Origin of the sequence: Mesorhizobium sp. WSM4312, assembly GCF_002294875.1 — a bacterium.
Lineage (GTDB): Bacteria > Pseudomonadota > Alphaproteobacteria > Rhizobiales > Rhizobiaceae > Mesorhizobium.
Map to the genome: position 1 here is coordinate 230,547 of NZ_NSFU01000005.1, position 16,965 is coordinate 247,511.

At 63.9% G+C, this 16,965-nt stretch carries 13 protein-coding genes; 6 read left to right on the forward strand and 7 right to left on the reverse strand.

Translation table 11 applies throughout. The features are described 5' to 3' along the window. The first annotated feature begins 7 nt into the window (after nucleotides 1-7). Complete coding sequence (locus CK228_RS09990; RefSeq protein ID WP_095773922.1) at nucleotides 8-1,030, forward strand: metalloregulator ArsR/SmtB family transcription factor; 1,023 nt, start codon at nucleotides 8-10, stop codon at nucleotides 1,028-1,030. Further along, a complete protein-coding gene (gene metF, locus CK228_RS09995) occupies nucleotides 1,030-1,947 on the forward strand; it encodes a methylenetetrahydrofolate reductase [NAD(P)H] (RefSeq protein ID WP_095773923.1) in 918 nt (305 codons plus the stop codon). Before CK228_RS09990 ends, metF begins: the two co-directional genes overlap by 1 nt. Before the next feature lie 521 nt (nucleotides 1,948-2,468). Here the strand turns inward: metF and CK228_RS10000 are convergent. Further along, nucleotides 2,469-3,386: a DMT family transporter gene (locus CK228_RS10000; protein ID WP_095773924.1), complete on the reverse strand. Its 918-nt coding sequence runs from the start codon at nucleotides 3,384-3,386 to the stop codon at nucleotides 2,469-2,471. Between the two features lie 302 nt (nucleotides 3,387-3,688). Between CK228_RS10000 and CK228_RS10005 the strand changes: the two genes are divergently transcribed. Beyond that, nucleotides 3,689-4,909 (forward strand): alanine racemase, encoded by a 1,221-nt coding sequence (locus CK228_RS10005; RefSeq protein ID WP_095787728.1) that lies wholly within the window; start codon nucleotides 3,689-3,691, stop codon nucleotides 4,907-4,909. Between the two features lie 110 nt (nucleotides 4,910-5,019). Here CK228_RS10005 and CK228_RS10010 read toward each other — a convergent pair whose 3' ends face one another. Next, nucleotides 5,020-5,751 (reverse strand): SDR family oxidoreductase, encoded by a 732-nt coding sequence (locus CK228_RS10010; RefSeq protein WP_095787729.1) that lies wholly within the window; start codon nucleotides 5,749-5,751, stop codon nucleotides 5,020-5,022. A 130-nt stretch (nucleotides 5,752-5,881) separates the two neighbouring features. Here CK228_RS10010 and CK228_RS10015 point away from each other — a divergent pair, with 130 nt between their 5' ends. After that, the gene (locus CK228_RS10015; RefSeq protein WP_095773926.1) at nucleotides 5,882-6,790 is read left to right on the forward strand and encodes a LysR family transcriptional regulator; all 909 of its coding nucleotides are present in this window, start codon (nucleotides 5,882-5,884) and stop codon (nucleotides 6,788-6,790) included. Nucleotides 6,791-6,815: 25 nt separating this feature from the next. On the opposite strand, the gene CK228_RS10020 is transcribed toward CK228_RS10015, so the two are convergent. Together CK228_RS10020 and CK228_RS10025 are read right to left on the reverse strand one after the other, a co-directional pair. Next, nucleotides 6,816-7,994, reverse strand: a complete 1,179-nt coding sequence (locus CK228_RS10020; RefSeq protein ID WP_095787834.1) for a lytic murein transglycosylase — start codon at nucleotides 7,992-7,994, stop codon at nucleotides 6,816-6,818. 176 nt (nucleotides 7,995-8,170) lie between these two features. After that, nucleotides 8,171-8,971 (reverse strand): GH25 family lysozyme, encoded by an 801-nt coding sequence (locus tag CK228_RS10025; protein WP_095773927.1) that lies wholly within the window; start codon nucleotides 8,969-8,971, stop codon nucleotides 8,171-8,173. 281 nt (nucleotides 8,972-9,252) lie between these two features. Here CK228_RS10025 and CK228_RS10030 point away from each other — a divergent pair, with 281 nt between their 5' ends. Further along, nucleotides 9,253-10,632: a serine hydrolase gene (locus CK228_RS10030; RefSeq protein WP_095787730.1), complete on the forward strand. Its 1,380-nt coding sequence runs from the start codon at nucleotides 9,253-9,255 to the stop codon at nucleotides 10,630-10,632. 51 nt (nucleotides 10,633-10,683) lie between these two features. Here CK228_RS10030 and CK228_RS10035 read toward each other — a convergent pair whose 3' ends face one another. From CK228_RS10035 to CK228_RS10045, 3 genes are all read right to left on the reverse strand, one after another. Continuing rightward, nucleotides 10,684-11,424 (reverse strand): class I SAM-dependent methyltransferase, encoded by a 741-nt coding sequence (locus tag CK228_RS10035; RefSeq protein WP_095787731.1) that lies wholly within the window; start codon nucleotides 11,422-11,424, stop codon nucleotides 10,684-10,686. After that, entirely contained in the window at nucleotides 11,421-12,719 is a 1,299-nt protein-coding gene (locus CK228_RS10040) for a DUF3419 family protein (protein WP_095787732.1), read from the reverse strand. The genes CK228_RS10035 and CK228_RS10040 overlap by 4 nt, the downstream gene beginning before the upstream one ends. 159 nt (nucleotides 12,720-12,878) lie before the next feature. Further along, nucleotides 12,879-16,511, reverse strand: a complete 3,633-nt coding sequence (locus CK228_RS10045) for a hydantoinase B/oxoprolinase family protein (protein ID WP_095787733.1) — start codon at nucleotides 16,509-16,511, stop codon at nucleotides 12,879-12,881. 181 nt (nucleotides 16,512-16,692) lie between these two features. Between CK228_RS10045 and CK228_RS10050 the strand changes: the two genes are divergently transcribed. Then, nucleotides 16,693-16,905 carry a hypothetical protein gene (locus CK228_RS10050; RefSeq protein ID WP_019859105.1) on the forward strand — a complete coding sequence of 71 codons (213 nt, stop codon included), beginning with the start codon at nucleotides 16,693-16,695 and terminating at the stop codon, nucleotides 16,903-16,905. Nucleotides 16,906-16,965: the final 60 nt, after the last annotated feature.

Here is a 16,965-nt window from a genome sequence, read left to right on the forward strand (position 1 = left end):
TACGCTGATGCATGTTTCGCTCGACACCATGGTGGATACGCTGAAGGCGGCGGCCGAATCCAGCCGCCTGCGCATATTGGCACTGTTGTCGCGTGGAGACCTCACCGTTTCCGATCTTACCGAAATTCTCGGCCAGTCGCAGCCGCGCGTTTCGCGGCATTTGAAGCTGCTGCTCGAGGCCGGGCTGATCGACCGCTACCAGGAAGGATCATGGGCCTTCTTCCGCCTGTCGGATGCCGATTCCGCGCGCGACTTCGTCATGGGGCTGGTTTCCAGCATTCGCGGCGCCGATCCGCAGGTCGAGCGCGATCTCGAACGCCTGGCCTCGGTCAAGCGCAAGCGGCAGGACCGGGCGGCCGAGTATTTCTCGGTGAACGCCGCAAGCTGGGACCATATCCGCTCGCTGCATGTGCCGGACCGTGCGGTCGAGGCGGCGATGCTGAAGCTGGTCGGCAAGCGGCCGTTCCAGTCGATGCTGGATCTCGGCACCGGTACCGGGCGGCTCCTTGAAATCTTCTCGCCGCTCTACCGGCGCGGTGTCGGCATCGACATGTCGCGCGAGATGCTGACCGTGGCGCGTGCCAATCTCGACAAGGCCGGCGTTTCGAACGCGCAGGTGCGGCAGGGCGACATCTTCTCGCCGCCGGTCGAGCGCGACGCTTTCGATCTCGTCACCATCCACCAGGTGCTGCATTATCTCGACGATCCCGCCCGCGCCATCCACGAGGCGGCACGGCTTTTGCGGCCGTCGGGCCGGCTGGTCATCGTCGACTTCGCGCCACACACGCTGGAATTCCTGCGCGAAGAGCACGCGCATATGCGGCTCGGCTTTTCCGACCGGCAGATCAGCGAGTGGTTTGCAGAGGCCGGCCTCGATCTCGAGGATGCCCAGGAATTCGAGCCGCGCGGCGGCAGCGAGCCCAGGCTCACCGTCAAGCTCTGGCTTGGCCGCGACCGGCGCCTGCTGATCGCCGACCCTGCCAATGACAGCCAGCAGACCAAAGTGAATTCGATAGGGGAAATCGCCTGATGAACCAGTTCCGCTTTTCCCGCCGCCCCGACATTGGCGACAAGGTCAAGGTTTCCTTCGAGTTCTTCCCGCCCAAGAATGACGAGATGGAGGCGCGGCTGTGGGACACGGTCACAAGGCTGGAACCGCTGAAGCCGAAATTCGTCTCGGTGACCTATGGCGCCGGCGGCTCGACGCGTGAGCGCACGGCGCGCACCGTCGGCCGCATCCTGAACGAGACCAGCCTGACGCCGGCCGCGCACATGACCTGCGTCGATGCCGCCCGTCATCAGGTCGACGCGGTGATCCAGGAATTCGCCGATATGGGCGTCAAGCGCTTCGTCGCCCTGCGCGGCGATCCGGCCGCGGGCGTGGGCACCGCCTACCGCCCGCATCCGGACGGCTACGCCAACGGCGCCGAACTGGTGGGCGCGCTGAAGGAAGCGGGCGATTTCGACATCTCGGTTTCGGCATATCCGGAAAAGCATCCGGAAAGCCCGGACTTCGCCACCGATATCGACATGCTGAAGCGCAAGGTCGACAATGGCGCGACGCGGGCGATCACCCAGTTCTTCTTCGACAATGATCTCTACGAGCGCTATGTCGAGCGCGCGCGTCGCGCCGGCATCTACATCCCGATCGTTCCGGGCATTTTGCCGGTGCATAATTTCACCCAGGTCGCCAATTTCTCGGCGCGCTGCGGCGCGCTGGTGCCGGCATGGCTGGCCGAGCGTTTCGACGGCCTGCAGAACGATCCGCAGACGCATGCGCTGGTGGCATCGGCCGTCGCCGCCGAACAGGTTCTCGACCTGGTCGAGCGCGGCGTGGGCGACTTCCACTTCTACACGATGAACCGCGCCGACCTCGTCTTCGCCATCTGCCACATGATCGGCATCCGCTCGCACGAGGCGGAGGTGGCGGGCTCGGCTGCTGCGTGAGGTTTAATGCATGTCGCCCAAAAGTGGCCCCGGCTTTGGGAGAACGACATGCATAAAAACAAAGACTTAAAGTGCGTCGCATGAATCCGTTCAGACGTGACGCGCTTCAGCCTAAACAGCAAAAGGCCGGGTAAAAACCCGGCCTTTCGAATTGTTTAGACTATCTGGTGCTGGTCTTCCCCGTCTTGGCGGGTTCAGGGAAGGACGCCCATAATGAGGGCGCCGATGAAAGCAAACGCAGCACAAATCATCAATGCGTTGATTGGCCTCGTAAGTCCCATGACATAGCCTCCTCTTAAAGAGCTATGCCTGAGAGTCTAGGTCCATTTGTGCCACAGGCAAGCGGAAAATGTGCTGCATTGCGACGTGATTGTGAAATTTGCGACTCTGGTTTTGCCGTTAGCCGTTGAAACTCTTCGGCAAAAACCCGCTTCATGCCTGTGAATAAATTATGGCGGGGGCGTGTCGATGCTGTGTCATGGCAGCGCTACCGCCGCGAAAGTCGGCTTTGATTTTCGCGCTTAACGCCTTCCAAGAACACGTCCGTCGATTGTGAGAAGACCGAGGCCGATCAGCACCACGCCGCCGATCTCGAACAGTTCCAGCCGCTCGCCCAGGAAAAGAAAACCGAGCAGCATGGCGCTGGCCGGCACGATCAACGTGACCAGCGAGGCGTTGGTGGCGCCGGCCGAGGCGACGAGGTTGAAATAGAGGATGTAGGCGAAGGCGGTGGAGAGCAGCGCCAGTGCCAGCACCGCCGCCCAGACTGGCGGCGAGGCCGAGAAAAGGCCGGCCGGGCCGTGCGCCAGCAGGACGACCGGTATCATGATGATGGTCGAAGCGGTCAGCTGCCCGGTGGCGATGACCGGCGAGGGCACGCCCTTGAATCGCCGGGCGACCATCAGCGCGACGGCATAGGACAGCGACGCGCCGATCAGCGCGAACTTCGCCCAGACAGGGCCGCCAAGCCCGGCGAGCAGGCCGGGACCGATCATGACGGCGGTGCCGGCGACGCCAAGCCCAATGCCGGCGAGCTTGTTCCAGGAGAGCTTTTCGTCCGATGTCAGCGCGTTGGCGAGGATCAGCGTCCAGAACGGCGTCGTCGCGTTGAGCACCGAGGCGACGCCGGCGCCAAGCTCGGTCTGGCCGGCGAAGATCAGCGAGAAGGGGACGACGTTGTTGGTGAAGGCCAGCAGGAAGAACAGGCCGGCATGTGGAAAGGCAAGGCGGAAGGATGGGCCGCGCAGGCCGAGATAGATCTGCAGCGCGATTGCCGCTATGGCGACGCGAAACAGCACCAGCACCAGCGGGTGAAGCTCCGCCACCGCGATGCGGGCGAAGAAGAACGAACCGCCCCAGATGGCGCCAAGCAGCAGCAACTGCCCCCAGTCGGCGAGGGTCATCGGTCCGCGTGGTGCGGATGTGGCGGCAATTGCCATGTAGATCGTCCTCCCCCGACATGCCGGCTCGAATGTCAGCCGGCCAGGCACAGGCATATCGGGTCTGCCGGCAAGCGCCACCCGAAACCTGATCGCTGGCAGACGACGCTGCCAACACTACCGCCGCGGCGTCAGGTGCACGAGACACAGAATTGTTTTCATTGCAGCGCCGCGCGTCCTCGGATGCTGCAAGACTCATATTTGGCGCATGATCCTTTCCGAAAGTCGAAATCGACTTTCGGGGTCATGCGCTAGCCGCTAGCTTGGATTAATTGTGCGCAGCCGAGATCGAGGATTCGTCAATGCAGCGATTCGAGAATGCCCGCGAGGCGGCACTGGCACTTCGTCCCGACGATCCGGTCTATTGCTTCCGCCCGCAGGTGCTGAAGGCTGATGCCAGGCAGTTCATGGGCATGTTCCCGGGCAAGACCGCCTATGCGGTCAAGACCAATGGCGAGCAGATCGTGCTGAAGACCTTGGTCGAGGCCGGCGTCACCGCCTTCGACGTCGCTTCGCCAGGCGAATTCGCTGCCGTGCGCGCCGTCTCTGCCGATGCCGAGATGCTCTACATGCACCCGGTCAAGGCGCAGTCCGACATCAAGCTGGCGCTGGAGAAATACGCCATCCGCGTCATTTCGCTCGACCATGAGGACGAGATCACCAAGCTGACGCGGGTGGTGCGGGCGCTCGACATCGACCCTGGCTCGATCAGCGTGTTCGTGCGCATCCAGACGAAAGGGTCGGCGGCCTACGAATTGTCGAAGAAGTTCGGCGCCGGGCCGGCCTATGCCGTGGAGCTGGCAGAGCGGCTGAACCGCACCGGCTACAAGGTCGGTCTGTGTTTCCATGTCGGCAGCCAGATCGAGGATCCCGACACCTATGAGCGGGCGCTGGCCTCGGCCGACTGGGTGCGCAACCGGCTGACCTTCGACATTGCCGGGCTCGATGTCGGCGGCGGCTTTCCAGCCGAATATGGCCACGATCCCAACCGCAAGCAGATCGAGATGCCCTCGCTCGGCCAGATCATGTCGCGGCTCTCCGGTGACCTGAAGGAATATCAGTTCGACCAGATGCCGCTGGTGGCCGAGCCGGGCAGGGTGATCGTGGCGCGCTGCCTGTCGCTGATCGTGCGCGTGCTGCTGCGCAAGGGCAAGCGGCTCTACATCAATGACGGCATCTGGGCATCGCTGTCGGATTCATGGACCGGCAAGATCACGCTGCCGGCTCGCTTCATCCCCGATCCGGCGATCAGGACCCGCAATGGCGCTGAAAAGAACATCGTCCCGTTCAAGGTCTGCGGCGCGACCTGCGATTCCGTCGACATCCTGTCCAGGCCATTCTGGCTGCCGGAAACCGTCGATACCGGCGACTGGATCGAAATCGGCCATATCGGTGCCTATTCGCTGTCGCTGAGGACCCGCTTCAACGGCTTTTACCCCGACACATTCGTCGAGGTGACGACACCGTTCGACGAGGGTGACGCGCCGCAGGGCTTCGCCAGCCTGGAGACGATGGCGGATTAAGGGGTAGGCAGTAGGGAATAGGGATCGTTTATTATACTGCCCGCTTTCAATGTCACCTTTGGTATTTGCCTACTGCCTACTGCCTAATGCCTAATGCCTAATTCCTATCCCTACGCCACGCCACCGCCGGCCTGGATGTTCTCGCCGGTCAGCCAGCGGGCGTCGTCGCTGGCCAGGAAGACCGCGACATCGGCAACGTCGCGCGGCGCGCCTATCCTGCCGAAGGGCGACATTCCGGCGGCCACGGCGCGATCGCGCTCTGGAAGCAGGTCCGTGTCGGTGAAGCCCGGCGACAGCGCATTCACCGTGATGCCGCGCGGCCCGAGCTCACGCGAGAGCACGCGGACGAACTGTTCGACGGCGCCCTTGCTGCCGAGATAGAGCGCCGTCTGCGTGAAGAACATCTTCGTGCCGCCGGTGGAGACGGCGATGATCCGGCCGCCATCGCGCACCCGGCGCGCTGCTTCCTGAAGCGTGAAGAAGGTGCCCTTGGCATTGGTGCCGAAGACCTGGTCGAAATCGGCTTCCGTCACCTCGGTCAGCGGCTTGATGACGGCGACGCCGACATTGGCGACGACGATGTCGATTGCGCCCAGCCTGCTCTCGGTCTCGTCAAACAGACGGCGGACATCGGAAACGCTTGATATGTCGGCCTGGAGGGCAATCGCCTTTCCTCCCTTGCTGGCGATGCCGGCGACGACCTCATCGGCGGCTTTCCGGTTGCCGACATAGTTGACGACCACGGCAGCGCCCTGGGCGGCGAGGCCTTCGGCGATGGCCCGGCCAATGCCACGCGAACTGCCGGTGACGATTGCGGTTTTGCCGTGCAGAGACTGGGACATGATCAATTTCCTTCAACCATTCCGGCCCGCGGCTTTGCCTGCAATGTGGCCGATGGCTGAGAGATAGCGGCATGCAATTGATCAGATAATGACCTATTATCTGATTGGCTTGTTAATCCAAGGGTACATAATGCGCGGATCCGAATTCACCGAGCTCAAGGCATTTTCCGCCATCGTCGAAGAGGGCAGTTTCGTCCGTGCCGCCGCAAGGCTGCGCGTGTCGCCACCGGCGCTCAGCCAGTCTATCCGGCAGTTGGAGACGCGCATCGGCGTCAGGCTCCTCAACCGCACGACCCGCAGTGTCTCCGCGACCGCCGCAGGCGACGCGCTTTTTTCGCGCCTTGCCGTCGCCTTTGATGAACTGGAAAGCGCCATTGCCGATGTTCATGCGGCGCGCGATCGGCCGGCGGGTTCGCTACGCATCAATGTGCCGCGTGTCGCCGCGATGCGATTCATCGCGCCGATCCTTGGGGACTTTCAGCGCAGCTATCCCGATATCGCGCTGACCGTCATCGTCGATGACACGCTGGCAGACATTGTCGAAGGCCGGTTCGATGCAGGAATCCGGCTCGGCGAGCGGCTGGAGAAGGACATGGTGGCGGTGAAACTGAGCGAGGATTTGCAGATGGCCGCGGTGGCCGCCCCCGCCTATCTCGAGAACCGGACCGTACCGCGTCATCCGCAGGAACTGCACCAGCATCAATGCATCAAATTCCAGTGGCCGGGCGGCGGCAACCTCTATCGATGGGAGTTCGCGCGCGGCAAACGGGTTCTGGAAATCGCGGTCGAAGGCAGCCTGACCGTCAACGATACCGAGCTGATGCTCAATGCCGTTCTGGATGGCGTGGGCATTGCCTACATGTTCGAATACCAGGTTCGGCCCTGGATCGAGCAAGGCAGGCTGGTCCGCTTTCTGGAAGCCTGGTCGCCCAGCTTTCCCGGCTTCTATCTATACCACCCAAGTTCGCGGCACGTGCCGCCCGCCTTGCGGGCGTTCATCGATTTCGTGCGGGCGAGGAGAGCAGGCGCTAGCCGGTAGCGAGGGCCTCAAGATTGGCGGCCCCTCACAGCTTCGCCAAAAGCTCCGATGTCGGCCAGCCGTCCACCGGCAGGCCAAGCCGCATCTGCTCCTTGCGGATCGCTTCGCGGGTGTTGGTGCCCAGAATGCCGTCGACCGTGCCGACGTCGTAGCCCCGGGCCTCGAGCTTGGTCTGCAGCGCCTTCATCTGCTCGTTGTTGAGGCCTTGTTCCGGGTTGCGCGGATCAAGCGGCGGCGCGCCGGCGAGCCGTGCGGCGAGATTGGCCGCGGTCAGCGCATAGGTGAAGGACTGGTTCCATTCGAGATAGACGTCGAAATTGTCATAGGTGAGGAAGGCCGGGCCCTTGCGGCCCATGGGCAGCGCCAGGCCTGCCTTGAGGCCCTTGTCGACAAGCGGCGAGCCGTCGGGATTGGTGATGCCCCACTGCGCCCACTGTGTCAGCGGCAATTTGTTGGTGCGCCCGGTCTGATCCCAGGGCATCTCGTCGGGCACCCGCACTTCCTGGATCCAGGGCTCGTCGCGCTTCCAGCCGCGCGACAGCACCTTGTTGGCCGTGGTCATGATCACATCGGGCACGCTGTTGCGCAGGTCGATCTTGCCGTCGCCGTCGCCGTCGACGCCCCGGGCCAGATAGTCCGAAGGCAGTATCTGCGTCTGGCCGATCTCGCCGGCCCATGCGCCCTTGACGTCGGCCGGCAGCACGCCGCGATCTATGAGCTGCAGAAGCGGCACCAGCTGCTGGCGGAACAGCTGCGGGCGCCGGCAATCATGCGAAAGCGTCACCAGGGCGCTCAGCGTATGGAAATCGCCCTGCACGGCGCCGAAATCCGTCTCCAGCGCCCAGAAGGCGGTGATGACAGGCGCCTGTACGCCAAACTGCTGGTCGGCGCGGGCGAAGACATCGGCGTATTTCTTCATGTTCGCCGCGCCTTGCTTCAGCCGGTAGGCCGAAATCATGCGGTTGGAGAACTCGATGAAGGTCTGGGTGAAGACGCCCTGGGCGCGGTCGCGCGCCAGCGCCCGCTCGTCAAAGGTGGCATCTTCCAGCGCATCGAGACCGACGGCGCCGACACCGGCCGCCTTGGCTTCCGCCGCCACGCCCTGTTTCCAGGTTTCGAAGTCGCCGCCGCATTCCTGCGCCATCGCCGGCAAGGCCGTGGCGCACAGGAATAGCGCCGCGAGGGCTTGGGAACGCAGTCGCATCAGCTTCCTTTCGAACGAAGAGGGCATTGTCGTGCTGGCTGAACGCCCAACGCCCTGAATTACCGGCGGTTGCACCCTACCGCTGGCTGTGTCGAAAAGCAGGCGGCAGGCCCGGTGTCAACGGGTCTTCTGCGGCAGCCCCTCGTTCCATGGGCTTCGCTGCCGTTGAACCGGTGTCAACGGGTGTTCTGCCGCAGCCACTTGTTCCAGGCGGCTTCCGAGCCGTTGAAGACGTTGATGTCTGATTTGCCGGTCATGCCGGGGACGATGCCGGTTCCGGTGTACTGCCAGAAGGTGAAGGGGTGGCTGCCGTATTTTTCGCGCGGGTGGCCGGCGACCGAGCGCAGCCAGTAGGGGTAGCCGCGGAAGGTCGACAACTGGTTGTCGTCGAAGAAGTCGACGGAGGTATAGATGATCGGCTTCTTGCCGTAGTGCCGTTCGACGATCTGGAGGAATGTGGTCATCTCCGCACGCACCGTGGCGGCGTCGGGACGCAGCCTGCAGGTCGGCGATTTCGGGTTCCATTCCATGTCGAGAACCGGCGGCATGGCGGAGCGGTCGACGGGAACGTTCTGGATGAACCAGCGCGCCTGCTGGGCGGCCGGGGTGCAGAAATAGAAGAAATGATAGGGCGCGCGCGGAACGCCGGCGGCTTTCGTGCGCGCCCAGTGCTCGTTGAAATACTCGTCGAAGCGGTCGCCGCCCTCGGTCGCCTTGATGAAGGCGAAGGAAATGCCGCTCGCCTTGGCTGTCGGCCAGTCGACCGAGGTCTGGTACTTGGAAACGTCGGTGCCGTGAACGGCATAGTTCCACGGCGCGCCGCTGTCCCATTCATGCGGCTTGGAATCCTCGAAGCGGGGAGCACGCACGGCGACCGTCGGGCTGCTGGACCCGGATGGCGACAGCGGCGACAGATCGTCCACGGTCGAGCAGGCGCCAAGCAGCGTCAGCATGAAAAGGGCCGCAAGACGGCGCATCACAACTTCCAAGCCGGAAACAGCCGGTCGCTGATGGGTCTGTGAACCGATAGCCGACGATTGGTCGAGCCCCCTCCGGGCGATCGCCCCACAGCATCGCCCAGTCTATCCCTTTTGTGCATGTCCCAAAACCGCAGCGCGCTTTTGGGCGACATGCATCCTGTGATCGCCGATCATGGTTGATAATCCGTTGACGGCGCTCGACAGGAGCCCTGATTTTGCGGGAGCAATGGCGGCAATTCGATGACATAAGGGTCGGGCGAAAGCCCGGGAGGAAGCAGATGCGGTTCGTCGTCAAGATCGTCAAATGGCTGCTTGGACTGATCGTTCTGGCGGTCGCCGGGCTGTTTGGCTGGCTCTACATCGCGCCGCCCGAACTGATCCGTGTCGGTTCCGGCTATTCGGCCAAGATCGTCTGCTCCAACGTCTTCATTGCCGGGCGCAATGCCAACGAAGTGCTTGCCGTCGACGTGCAGGCGCCCGGCCACCCGCTGTTGCGGCTGATGCGGGTCTCGGTCGACAAGAACCGGGGAACGGTTTCGGCGGGCCTGCTGGGCTTCCTCGGCAAGAGCGAGGCGGTTTCCCGCGATGGGCTGGGCTGCGCCTCGATCCCTGACGGCGATGTCGGCAAGGCGCGGCGCACGACGGTCCATGTCGAGCCTTCGGCAACCAGCCTGGATACGCTGTGGCCCGAAGGCGAGCGGGTCGAGGCATCGCAGGATCCGGTGATTGCCAAGCTGCTCGACGATGCGGCGCTGACCGGGGCAGGCATGCGCGCGGTGGTCGTGGTCAAGAACGGCCGCGTCGTCGCTGAGCGCTATGGCGACGGCTTTTCGGCCAAGACGCCGCTGCTCGGCTGGTCGATGACCAAGACAGTGAACGCCGCGATCGTCGGCACGCTGGTCAAGGACGGCAAAATGGCCGTCGACAACAAGGGCCTGTTCGCGCCGTGGAAGGCGGACGGCCGCGCCGCTATCAGCCTTGCCGACATGATGGCGATGTCGAGCGGGCTGGAATTCAACGAGGACTATGGCGACGTCGCCGATGTCACGCGCATGCTCTATCTCGAGCCCGACATGGCGGGCTTTGCCGAATCAAAGCCGCTGGCGGGCGAGGTCGGCAAGGTGTTCACCTATTCGAGCGGCACGGCGGTGATGCTGTCGCGGCTCTGGCAGGACGCGATCGGCGACAAGGCCAAGGCGCTGACATGGCCGCGCAGCGCATTGTTCGGGCCGCTCGGCATGCACAGCGCGGTGCTCGAAACCGACGAGCAGGGCACGTTCGTCGGCTCGTCCTATCTCTACGCCACGGCGCATGACTGGGCCCGCTTCGGCCAGTTCCTGCTGCAGGGTGGGGTGTGGAACGGCAACCAGGTGCTGCCGGCCGGCTTCGTCGACTGGATGCGCGAGCCGGCGCCTGCCTCGAAAGTCTACGGCAAGGGCCAGTTGTGGATCGAGGCGCCGGGCGATGAGGAAAATCCCGGCGCCGGCGTCGCGGCCGGCATGCCCAAGGACACCTACTGGATGGAAGGGCACGACGGCCAGACCGTCGCCATCATTCCCTCGGAGCATCTGGTGATCGTGCGGCTGGGGCTGACGCCGGCCAAGCTCGGCTATCGTCCGCAGACGATGGTGGGCGCGCTGGTGAAGGCCCTGCATTAGGACCTTTTACCCTTGATGGGGAGGTCGGCGCGCAGCGCCGGGGTGGGCTGCCTAGCGCTCCACCCCCACCCGCGCCTTCGGCGCGACCTCCTCCATCGAGGGGGAGGTGAGGTTGTGCGGTCCAATCACGCCCAGCCAGGCATAACCGCGATAAAGCGTGCGGAAACGGAAGGTTGCGCCGGCTTGCCGAGATTCCGAATCCAGGACTTCGCGCAGGGATTCACGCGGCGTGACGTGGAATTTTTTCAACCAGCCGCGCAGCAAGGTCCGGAACCAAGCCGGCAAGCCTTCCTGCTGGCCGAAATCGACGACATGCAGGGAGCCGCCGGGGGATAGTGCCGCAAGAGCCGCCGACACCGTCTTCTCCCAACCAGGAATCATCGACAGCGAATAGGAGACGAAGACACGGTCGAAGCGCTCGATGCCGTAAAGTGCGGCGGTGTCGAAATCGGTGGCGTCGCCTCGTGCCAGCGTGACGCGGCCGGACAGGCCTTCGCGGTCGATCGCCTTGCCGGCCGTCTCCAGCATCTCGGCCGAGATATCCAGGCCGAAGAAGCGGGCATCGGGATAGCGGCGGGCGGCGAGGATGATGTTGCGGCCGGTGCCGCAGCCGAGTTCCAGCACGGTGCCGCCTTGCGGCACCTCAAGCCCATCGATCAGCCGGTCGCGGCCGAGCAGGTAGTATTTGCGGGTCAGGTCGTAGATGTGGCGCTGCCAGCGGTACACGCCATCCATCAGTTCGGCATGATTGGCCTTGAATTCGGGGCTGGCCGGCAGCTCGGTCGTGCTCATGCGGCGCGCTTCACATAGAGGTGGAAGCCGCCATAGATGGCGGAGCGGTCGCGGGCCGAGAATTCGCGCGAGGCCTCGTCCTGATAGTCCCACTGGTCCAGCAGCGAGGTTGAGACGCGGCCCGGCAGCAGGCTGGGCTCGGCTGCGGTGCGGAAGATGACGCGGGCGCCAGCGGAGGCGGTGCGGCTGATTTCCGACCACAGCGCGTTGAGCTGGTCATCGGTCATCCAGTCCTGCGCATCGAGCAGGATGAAGCGATCGACGGCACCCGCATCCTTGCCGGCCAGGAACTCGATCAGATTGGCATGGTGGATGGCGACGCGGTCGACATTGCCGCGGATGGTCTCGTAATTCTGCTTTTCCAGATAGGCCGGCAGGGCGGCCTCGCCGGGCTCGGGATAGCGGCGGGCAAAGGCCTGCCAGGCGAAGTAGTTGTTTTCCAGGGGAAAATCGCAGGCGAGCTTCTCCAGCCGAGCCTTGAGCACGCTGGCCATGGTGCCGTCGCCTGATGTGATCAGGGAATCATATTGCGCCGGCGGAATGCCGAGGCCGAATAGCGAAGCCTTGCGCGAGGTCGCCCATTTCAAAAGCTTTCTGTCGAAGACGGGCGCCAGTTCCTCGTTGAAGAAGCGGCGCTGCTCGCCGAGGTTCCTGGCTTCCATCATGCGGGCCGGGTTGACGCCGAAGAACTTTGCCGTGCGATGGCCCATGGCGATGAACAGGCCGAGCAGGCCGGTCTGGTAGAAATTGCGGTCGAAAACACCGATGCGACGGCGACCACGCCAGTTGCGGCGTTCCCAATAGTGGCGGCTGACGGGATCGAGATGCGGCGCGATGAAACGGTCATAGGCTTGCGAATTGTGGCTGGTGTCGGCGGCGCCGAAGAAGCGGAACAGGTCGCCCTGCGAGGGCAGGCGGCGCACCGCCTCCAGCTTCATGCGGTTCAGCGCGATGTGGGCGGCATTGAGGTCGACGGCGTCGATCCGTGCCGGCGATCGGGTGAGGTAGGCCAGGATGTTGCAGCCGCCGGAAGCGATTGTGACGATGCGGTGGCCCTGGCCAAGCTGCATGGCCTCCATGTCGACATCGGGGTCTTCCCAGATCTGCGGATAGACGAGGCCGGAAAACAGGAAGGCGAACAGCCGCTCGGAGATGCCGGCTTTCGAAAGCGCGCGGTTCTGGTAGACGGCTTTTCCAACTTCCTTGCCGCGGCGAAAAACCAGATCCGAGGATACGTCCGTCATGACAAAGTGATTCCCCATTTGCTTTGCCGCAAGCGGGTAACCCAGGGTCATGACAGGCCGGTGACAGCCGGAGGCATCGATAATTCTACTGCGGCGGCCATCTGACGCGGCCTTCCGCGCTTCGGGTGCTCGCGGACTCCGACGTCCGCTCCGCTCCGGTTCTCGAAAGCCACGTCACCTGACTCGCCGCAGCGAATTCTCGAAGCTCCCTCAGGCGGGTCCAAACCCGCCCGGCGTCGGCGTGATCAAAATAACGGCATCGCCGTCCTCGAGCACGGTCTGGTCGCAGGCCTTCAGCATGTCGATCGTGCCGTCCTTACGGCGGATCTTGGTCGAGCCGACCTCGCCGTCGCCGCCGCCGTCCAGCCCCTGAGGCGGGCGGTTGCGGTGCGAGGACAGGATCGCGCATTCCATCTTCTCGAGAAAGCGGATGCTGCGTTTGGTGCCGTCACCGGCGCTCCATTTGCCCTTGCCGCCCGATCCCTTACGGATGTGGAAATCCTCCAGCACCACGGGAAAGCGCAGTTCCAGCACTTCAGGATCGGTGAGGCGCGAATTGGTCATGTGGGTGTGCACCCCGGAAGTGCCGGCAAAGCCGCGGCCGGAGTTCATATGGCCGGCCGGCGAGCCGGAGCAGATCGTCTCGTAGTACTGGTACTTCTTGTTGCCGAAGGTAAGGTTGTTCATCGTCCCCTGCGCATTGGCCATGGTGCCCATGGCGCCGAACAGCGCGTTGGTGACGTGCTGCGAGGTCTCGACATTGCCGGCGACGACGGCGGCGGGGTAGGCGGGCTTCAGCATGCAGCCGTCGGGAATGACGATGTTGATGGGCCGCAGACATCCGGCATTCATCGGGATCATATCCTCGACCATGACACGGAAGGCATAGAGGACCGCGGCGCGGGCCACCGGCTCCGGCGCGTTGAAATTGTTCTTCATGACGGGCGATGTGCCGGTGAAGTCGACCGTCGCTTCGCGCTTTTGCCGGTCGACCGATATCTTCACCTTGATCACCTGGCCGGTGTCGGTGGGATATTCATAGGCCGATGTATCGGGCAGCCGCTCGATCACCCGCCGCACGCTCTCGGCCGCATTGTCCTGGACGTGGCCCATATAGGCCTCGACGACATCGAGGCCGAAATGCGCGACCATCTTGCGCAGTTCGGCGACGCCTTTCTCATTGGCGGCGATCTGCGCCTTGAGGTCGGCAATGTTCTGGTGCGGGTTGCGGGCCGGGTAACGATGGTCGGTGAGCAGCGCATGCAGCTCTTTTTCGCGGAATTTGCCGCGGTCGACGATGCGGAAATTGTCGAACAGCACGCCTTCCTCGTCGACCGTGGTGGCGAGCGGCGTCATCGAGCCGGGGGCGGTGCCGCCTATATCGGCGTGGTGGCCGCGCGAGGCCGCCCAGAACAGGATCTCTTTCTGGGCGTCGTCGAACACTGGCGTCACCACGGTAATGTCGGGCAGATGCGTGCCGCCATTGTACGGTGCGTTCAAGGCAAAGACGTCGCCTGGGTGGACGTCGCCGGCGTTCAGCCGGATGATGGTTTCGACCGAGCGGTCCATCGAGCCCAGATGCACCGGCATGTGCGGCGCGTTGGCGACCAGCGCCCCTGTATGGTCGAAGACGGCGCAGGAGAAATCCAGCCTTTCCTTGATGTTGACGGAGTAGGCGGTGTTCTGCAGCGTGACACCCATCTGCTCCGCGATCGACATGAACAGGTTGTTGAAGACTTCGAGCATCACCGGATCGGCGTCGGTGCCAAGGGCGGCGGCGCGCGCCTTCCTTGCCGTGCGGCGGATCACGACATGGTTGAGGTTGGTGATTTCGGCCCGCCAGCCCGGTTCGACGACAATGGTCTGGTTCGGTTCGATGATAAGAGCGGGGCCGGCGACCAGATTGGATGGGCGCAGGTTCTCGCGACGATGGATGCCGGCTTCATGCCACCGGCCTTCGGTGTAGATGCGCCGCGTTCCGGAAGCGCCGGCTTCAATCCGTGCGGGCCCGGCGGGCGCATAGGCCTCGGCGCTGCTCTCGCCGATTTCGCTGGCCTCGACGCCAACCGTCTCGACGATCATCGGCTTGTCGTCATAGACGAAACCGAATTGCGCCTTGTGGGCGATTTCGAAGTCGCGCCTTGCCTGGAAAATCGAGTCGCTTTCGAAATTCACCGGCAGCGTCGTGTCGGTGCCGTCATAGCGGATGTGCAGCACGGGCTTGGCGGCCACCGCGTCCTCGGCGATGCCTTGCACGGCCAATTCGGCGATCACCGTCTTTTTCAAGGTGGCGATGAGGCTGGCGATCTCGGTTCGGGACTCCTCGGCAAGCGGTTTGAGCAATGCCTGCTGGCGCGAGGCAAAGACCGACGCCAGGCCGATCCCATAGGCCGAAAGCAGGCCGGAGAAGGGGTGGATCAGCACCGCTTCCATGCCGAGCGCATCGGCGACCAGGCATGCGTGCTGGCCGCCGGCGCCGCCGAAGCAGTTCAAGAGATATTCGGTGACGTCGTAGCCGCGCTGGACGGAAATCTTCTTGATGGCGTTGGCCATGTTCTCGACGGCGATGGTGACGAAGCCCTCGGCAACCGCTTCCGGCGAGCGGCGGTCACCGATCTGGGAGGCCAGGGCCGCGAATTTTGCGCGCACGCTCTCGACGTCGAGCGGCTGGTCCTGGCCGGGGCCGAAGATCGCAGGGAAAAAGTCCGGCTGCAATTTGCCGAGCATGACATTGGCGTCGGTGACGGCGAGCGGACCGCCGCGCCGGTAGGCGGCGGGTCCGGGATTGGCGCCCGCTGAATCGGGCCCGGCGCGAAAACGGCCAGCCTCGTAATGCAGGACCGACCCGCCGCCGGCGGCGACGGTGTGGATACGCATCATCGGCGCGCGGACACGCACGCCGGCGACTTCGGTATCGAAAGCGCGCTCGTACTCGCCATCGTAATGGGCAACGTCAGTGGAGGTGCCGCCCATGTCGAAGCCGATGGCTTTTTCGAAGCCCGCGAGCTTGGCCGTCTCGACCATGCCGACGACGCCGCCGGCCGGACCCGACAGCAGTGCGTCCTTGCCCTGGAACATGTCGGCGGCGGTGAGGCCGCCCGACGACATCATGAACATCAGGCGAGGGGACTGGTCGCCATCTCTCGCCGCGCCCAGTTCTCCCGCCACCCTTTGCACATAGCGTGACAGAATGGGCGAGAGATAGGCGTCGACCACGGTGGTGTCGCCGCGGCCGACCAGCTTGATCAGCGGCGAGACCTCATGGCTGACCGAGACTTGGGCGAAGCCGATCTTGCGGCAGACCTTTGCCACCGCCTTCTCGTGATCGGGGTATTTCCAGGCATGCATGAAGACGATGGCGACGGCATCGATGCCGTCGGCCTTCGCCTGCTCGATCGCGGGCCGGCAAGCGGCGATGTCGAGCAGTTGTTCGACGCGGCCATCGGCGAGCACGCGCTCGTCGATCTCGATGACGCGCTCATAGAGCTGCTCGGGAAGGATGATCTCCTTGGCAAAGATGTCGGGCCGCGCCTGGTAGGCGATCCTAAGCGCATCGCGAAAGCCCTTGGTGATGAGCAGGAGCACGCGGTCGCCCTTGCGCTCCAGGAGCGCGTTGGTGGCGACCGTGGTGCCCATCTTGATGTCGCCGATCAGCCCGGACGGGATCGCGGCGCCCGGGTCAACGCCGAGCAGGTCGCGGATGCCCTGGATCGCCGCATCGGCATAGGCTTCGGGATTCTCCGACAGAAGCTTGCGCGGATGCAGCCCCGCTTGCGGATCGCGGCCGATGACATCCGTGAAGGTGCCGCCCCGGTCGATCCAGAAATCCCACTTCGCGGCCATGGCGGCTGTCTCCGGTATTTTTCGTTGTCAGCTTTCGTTGTTAATGCGCCAATGCATCGGCGGCAACGCATCCCGTTGATGTTACACGCGGAAACGCAACGTTACGAAACTCATGACCGTGTCGCGCATTTCCTCTGCGACCGTTCACCGCAACGTGAGCGTGTGTTGAAGGAGAGATATTATGAAAAAGCTCATTCTGGCTTCCGTGTCCGCCCTTGCCCTGCTGGGCGTCGCGGCCTGCAGCGACAGCGGCAAGGGCACTGACACCACCACCACGCAGAGCACCAATCCGCCTGCTGCTGAGCAGCCGATGAAGCCCGCGGCTCCGGCCGACAATTCGACCAAGCCCGCCGAGCCGGCTCCGGCAACGCCTGCTCCTGCGCCTGCGCAGTAGCTTGTAGGTGAGTAAGCAGTAAGCGTGTCTTGGGAGGAAGGCCGGCATGATGCCGGCCTT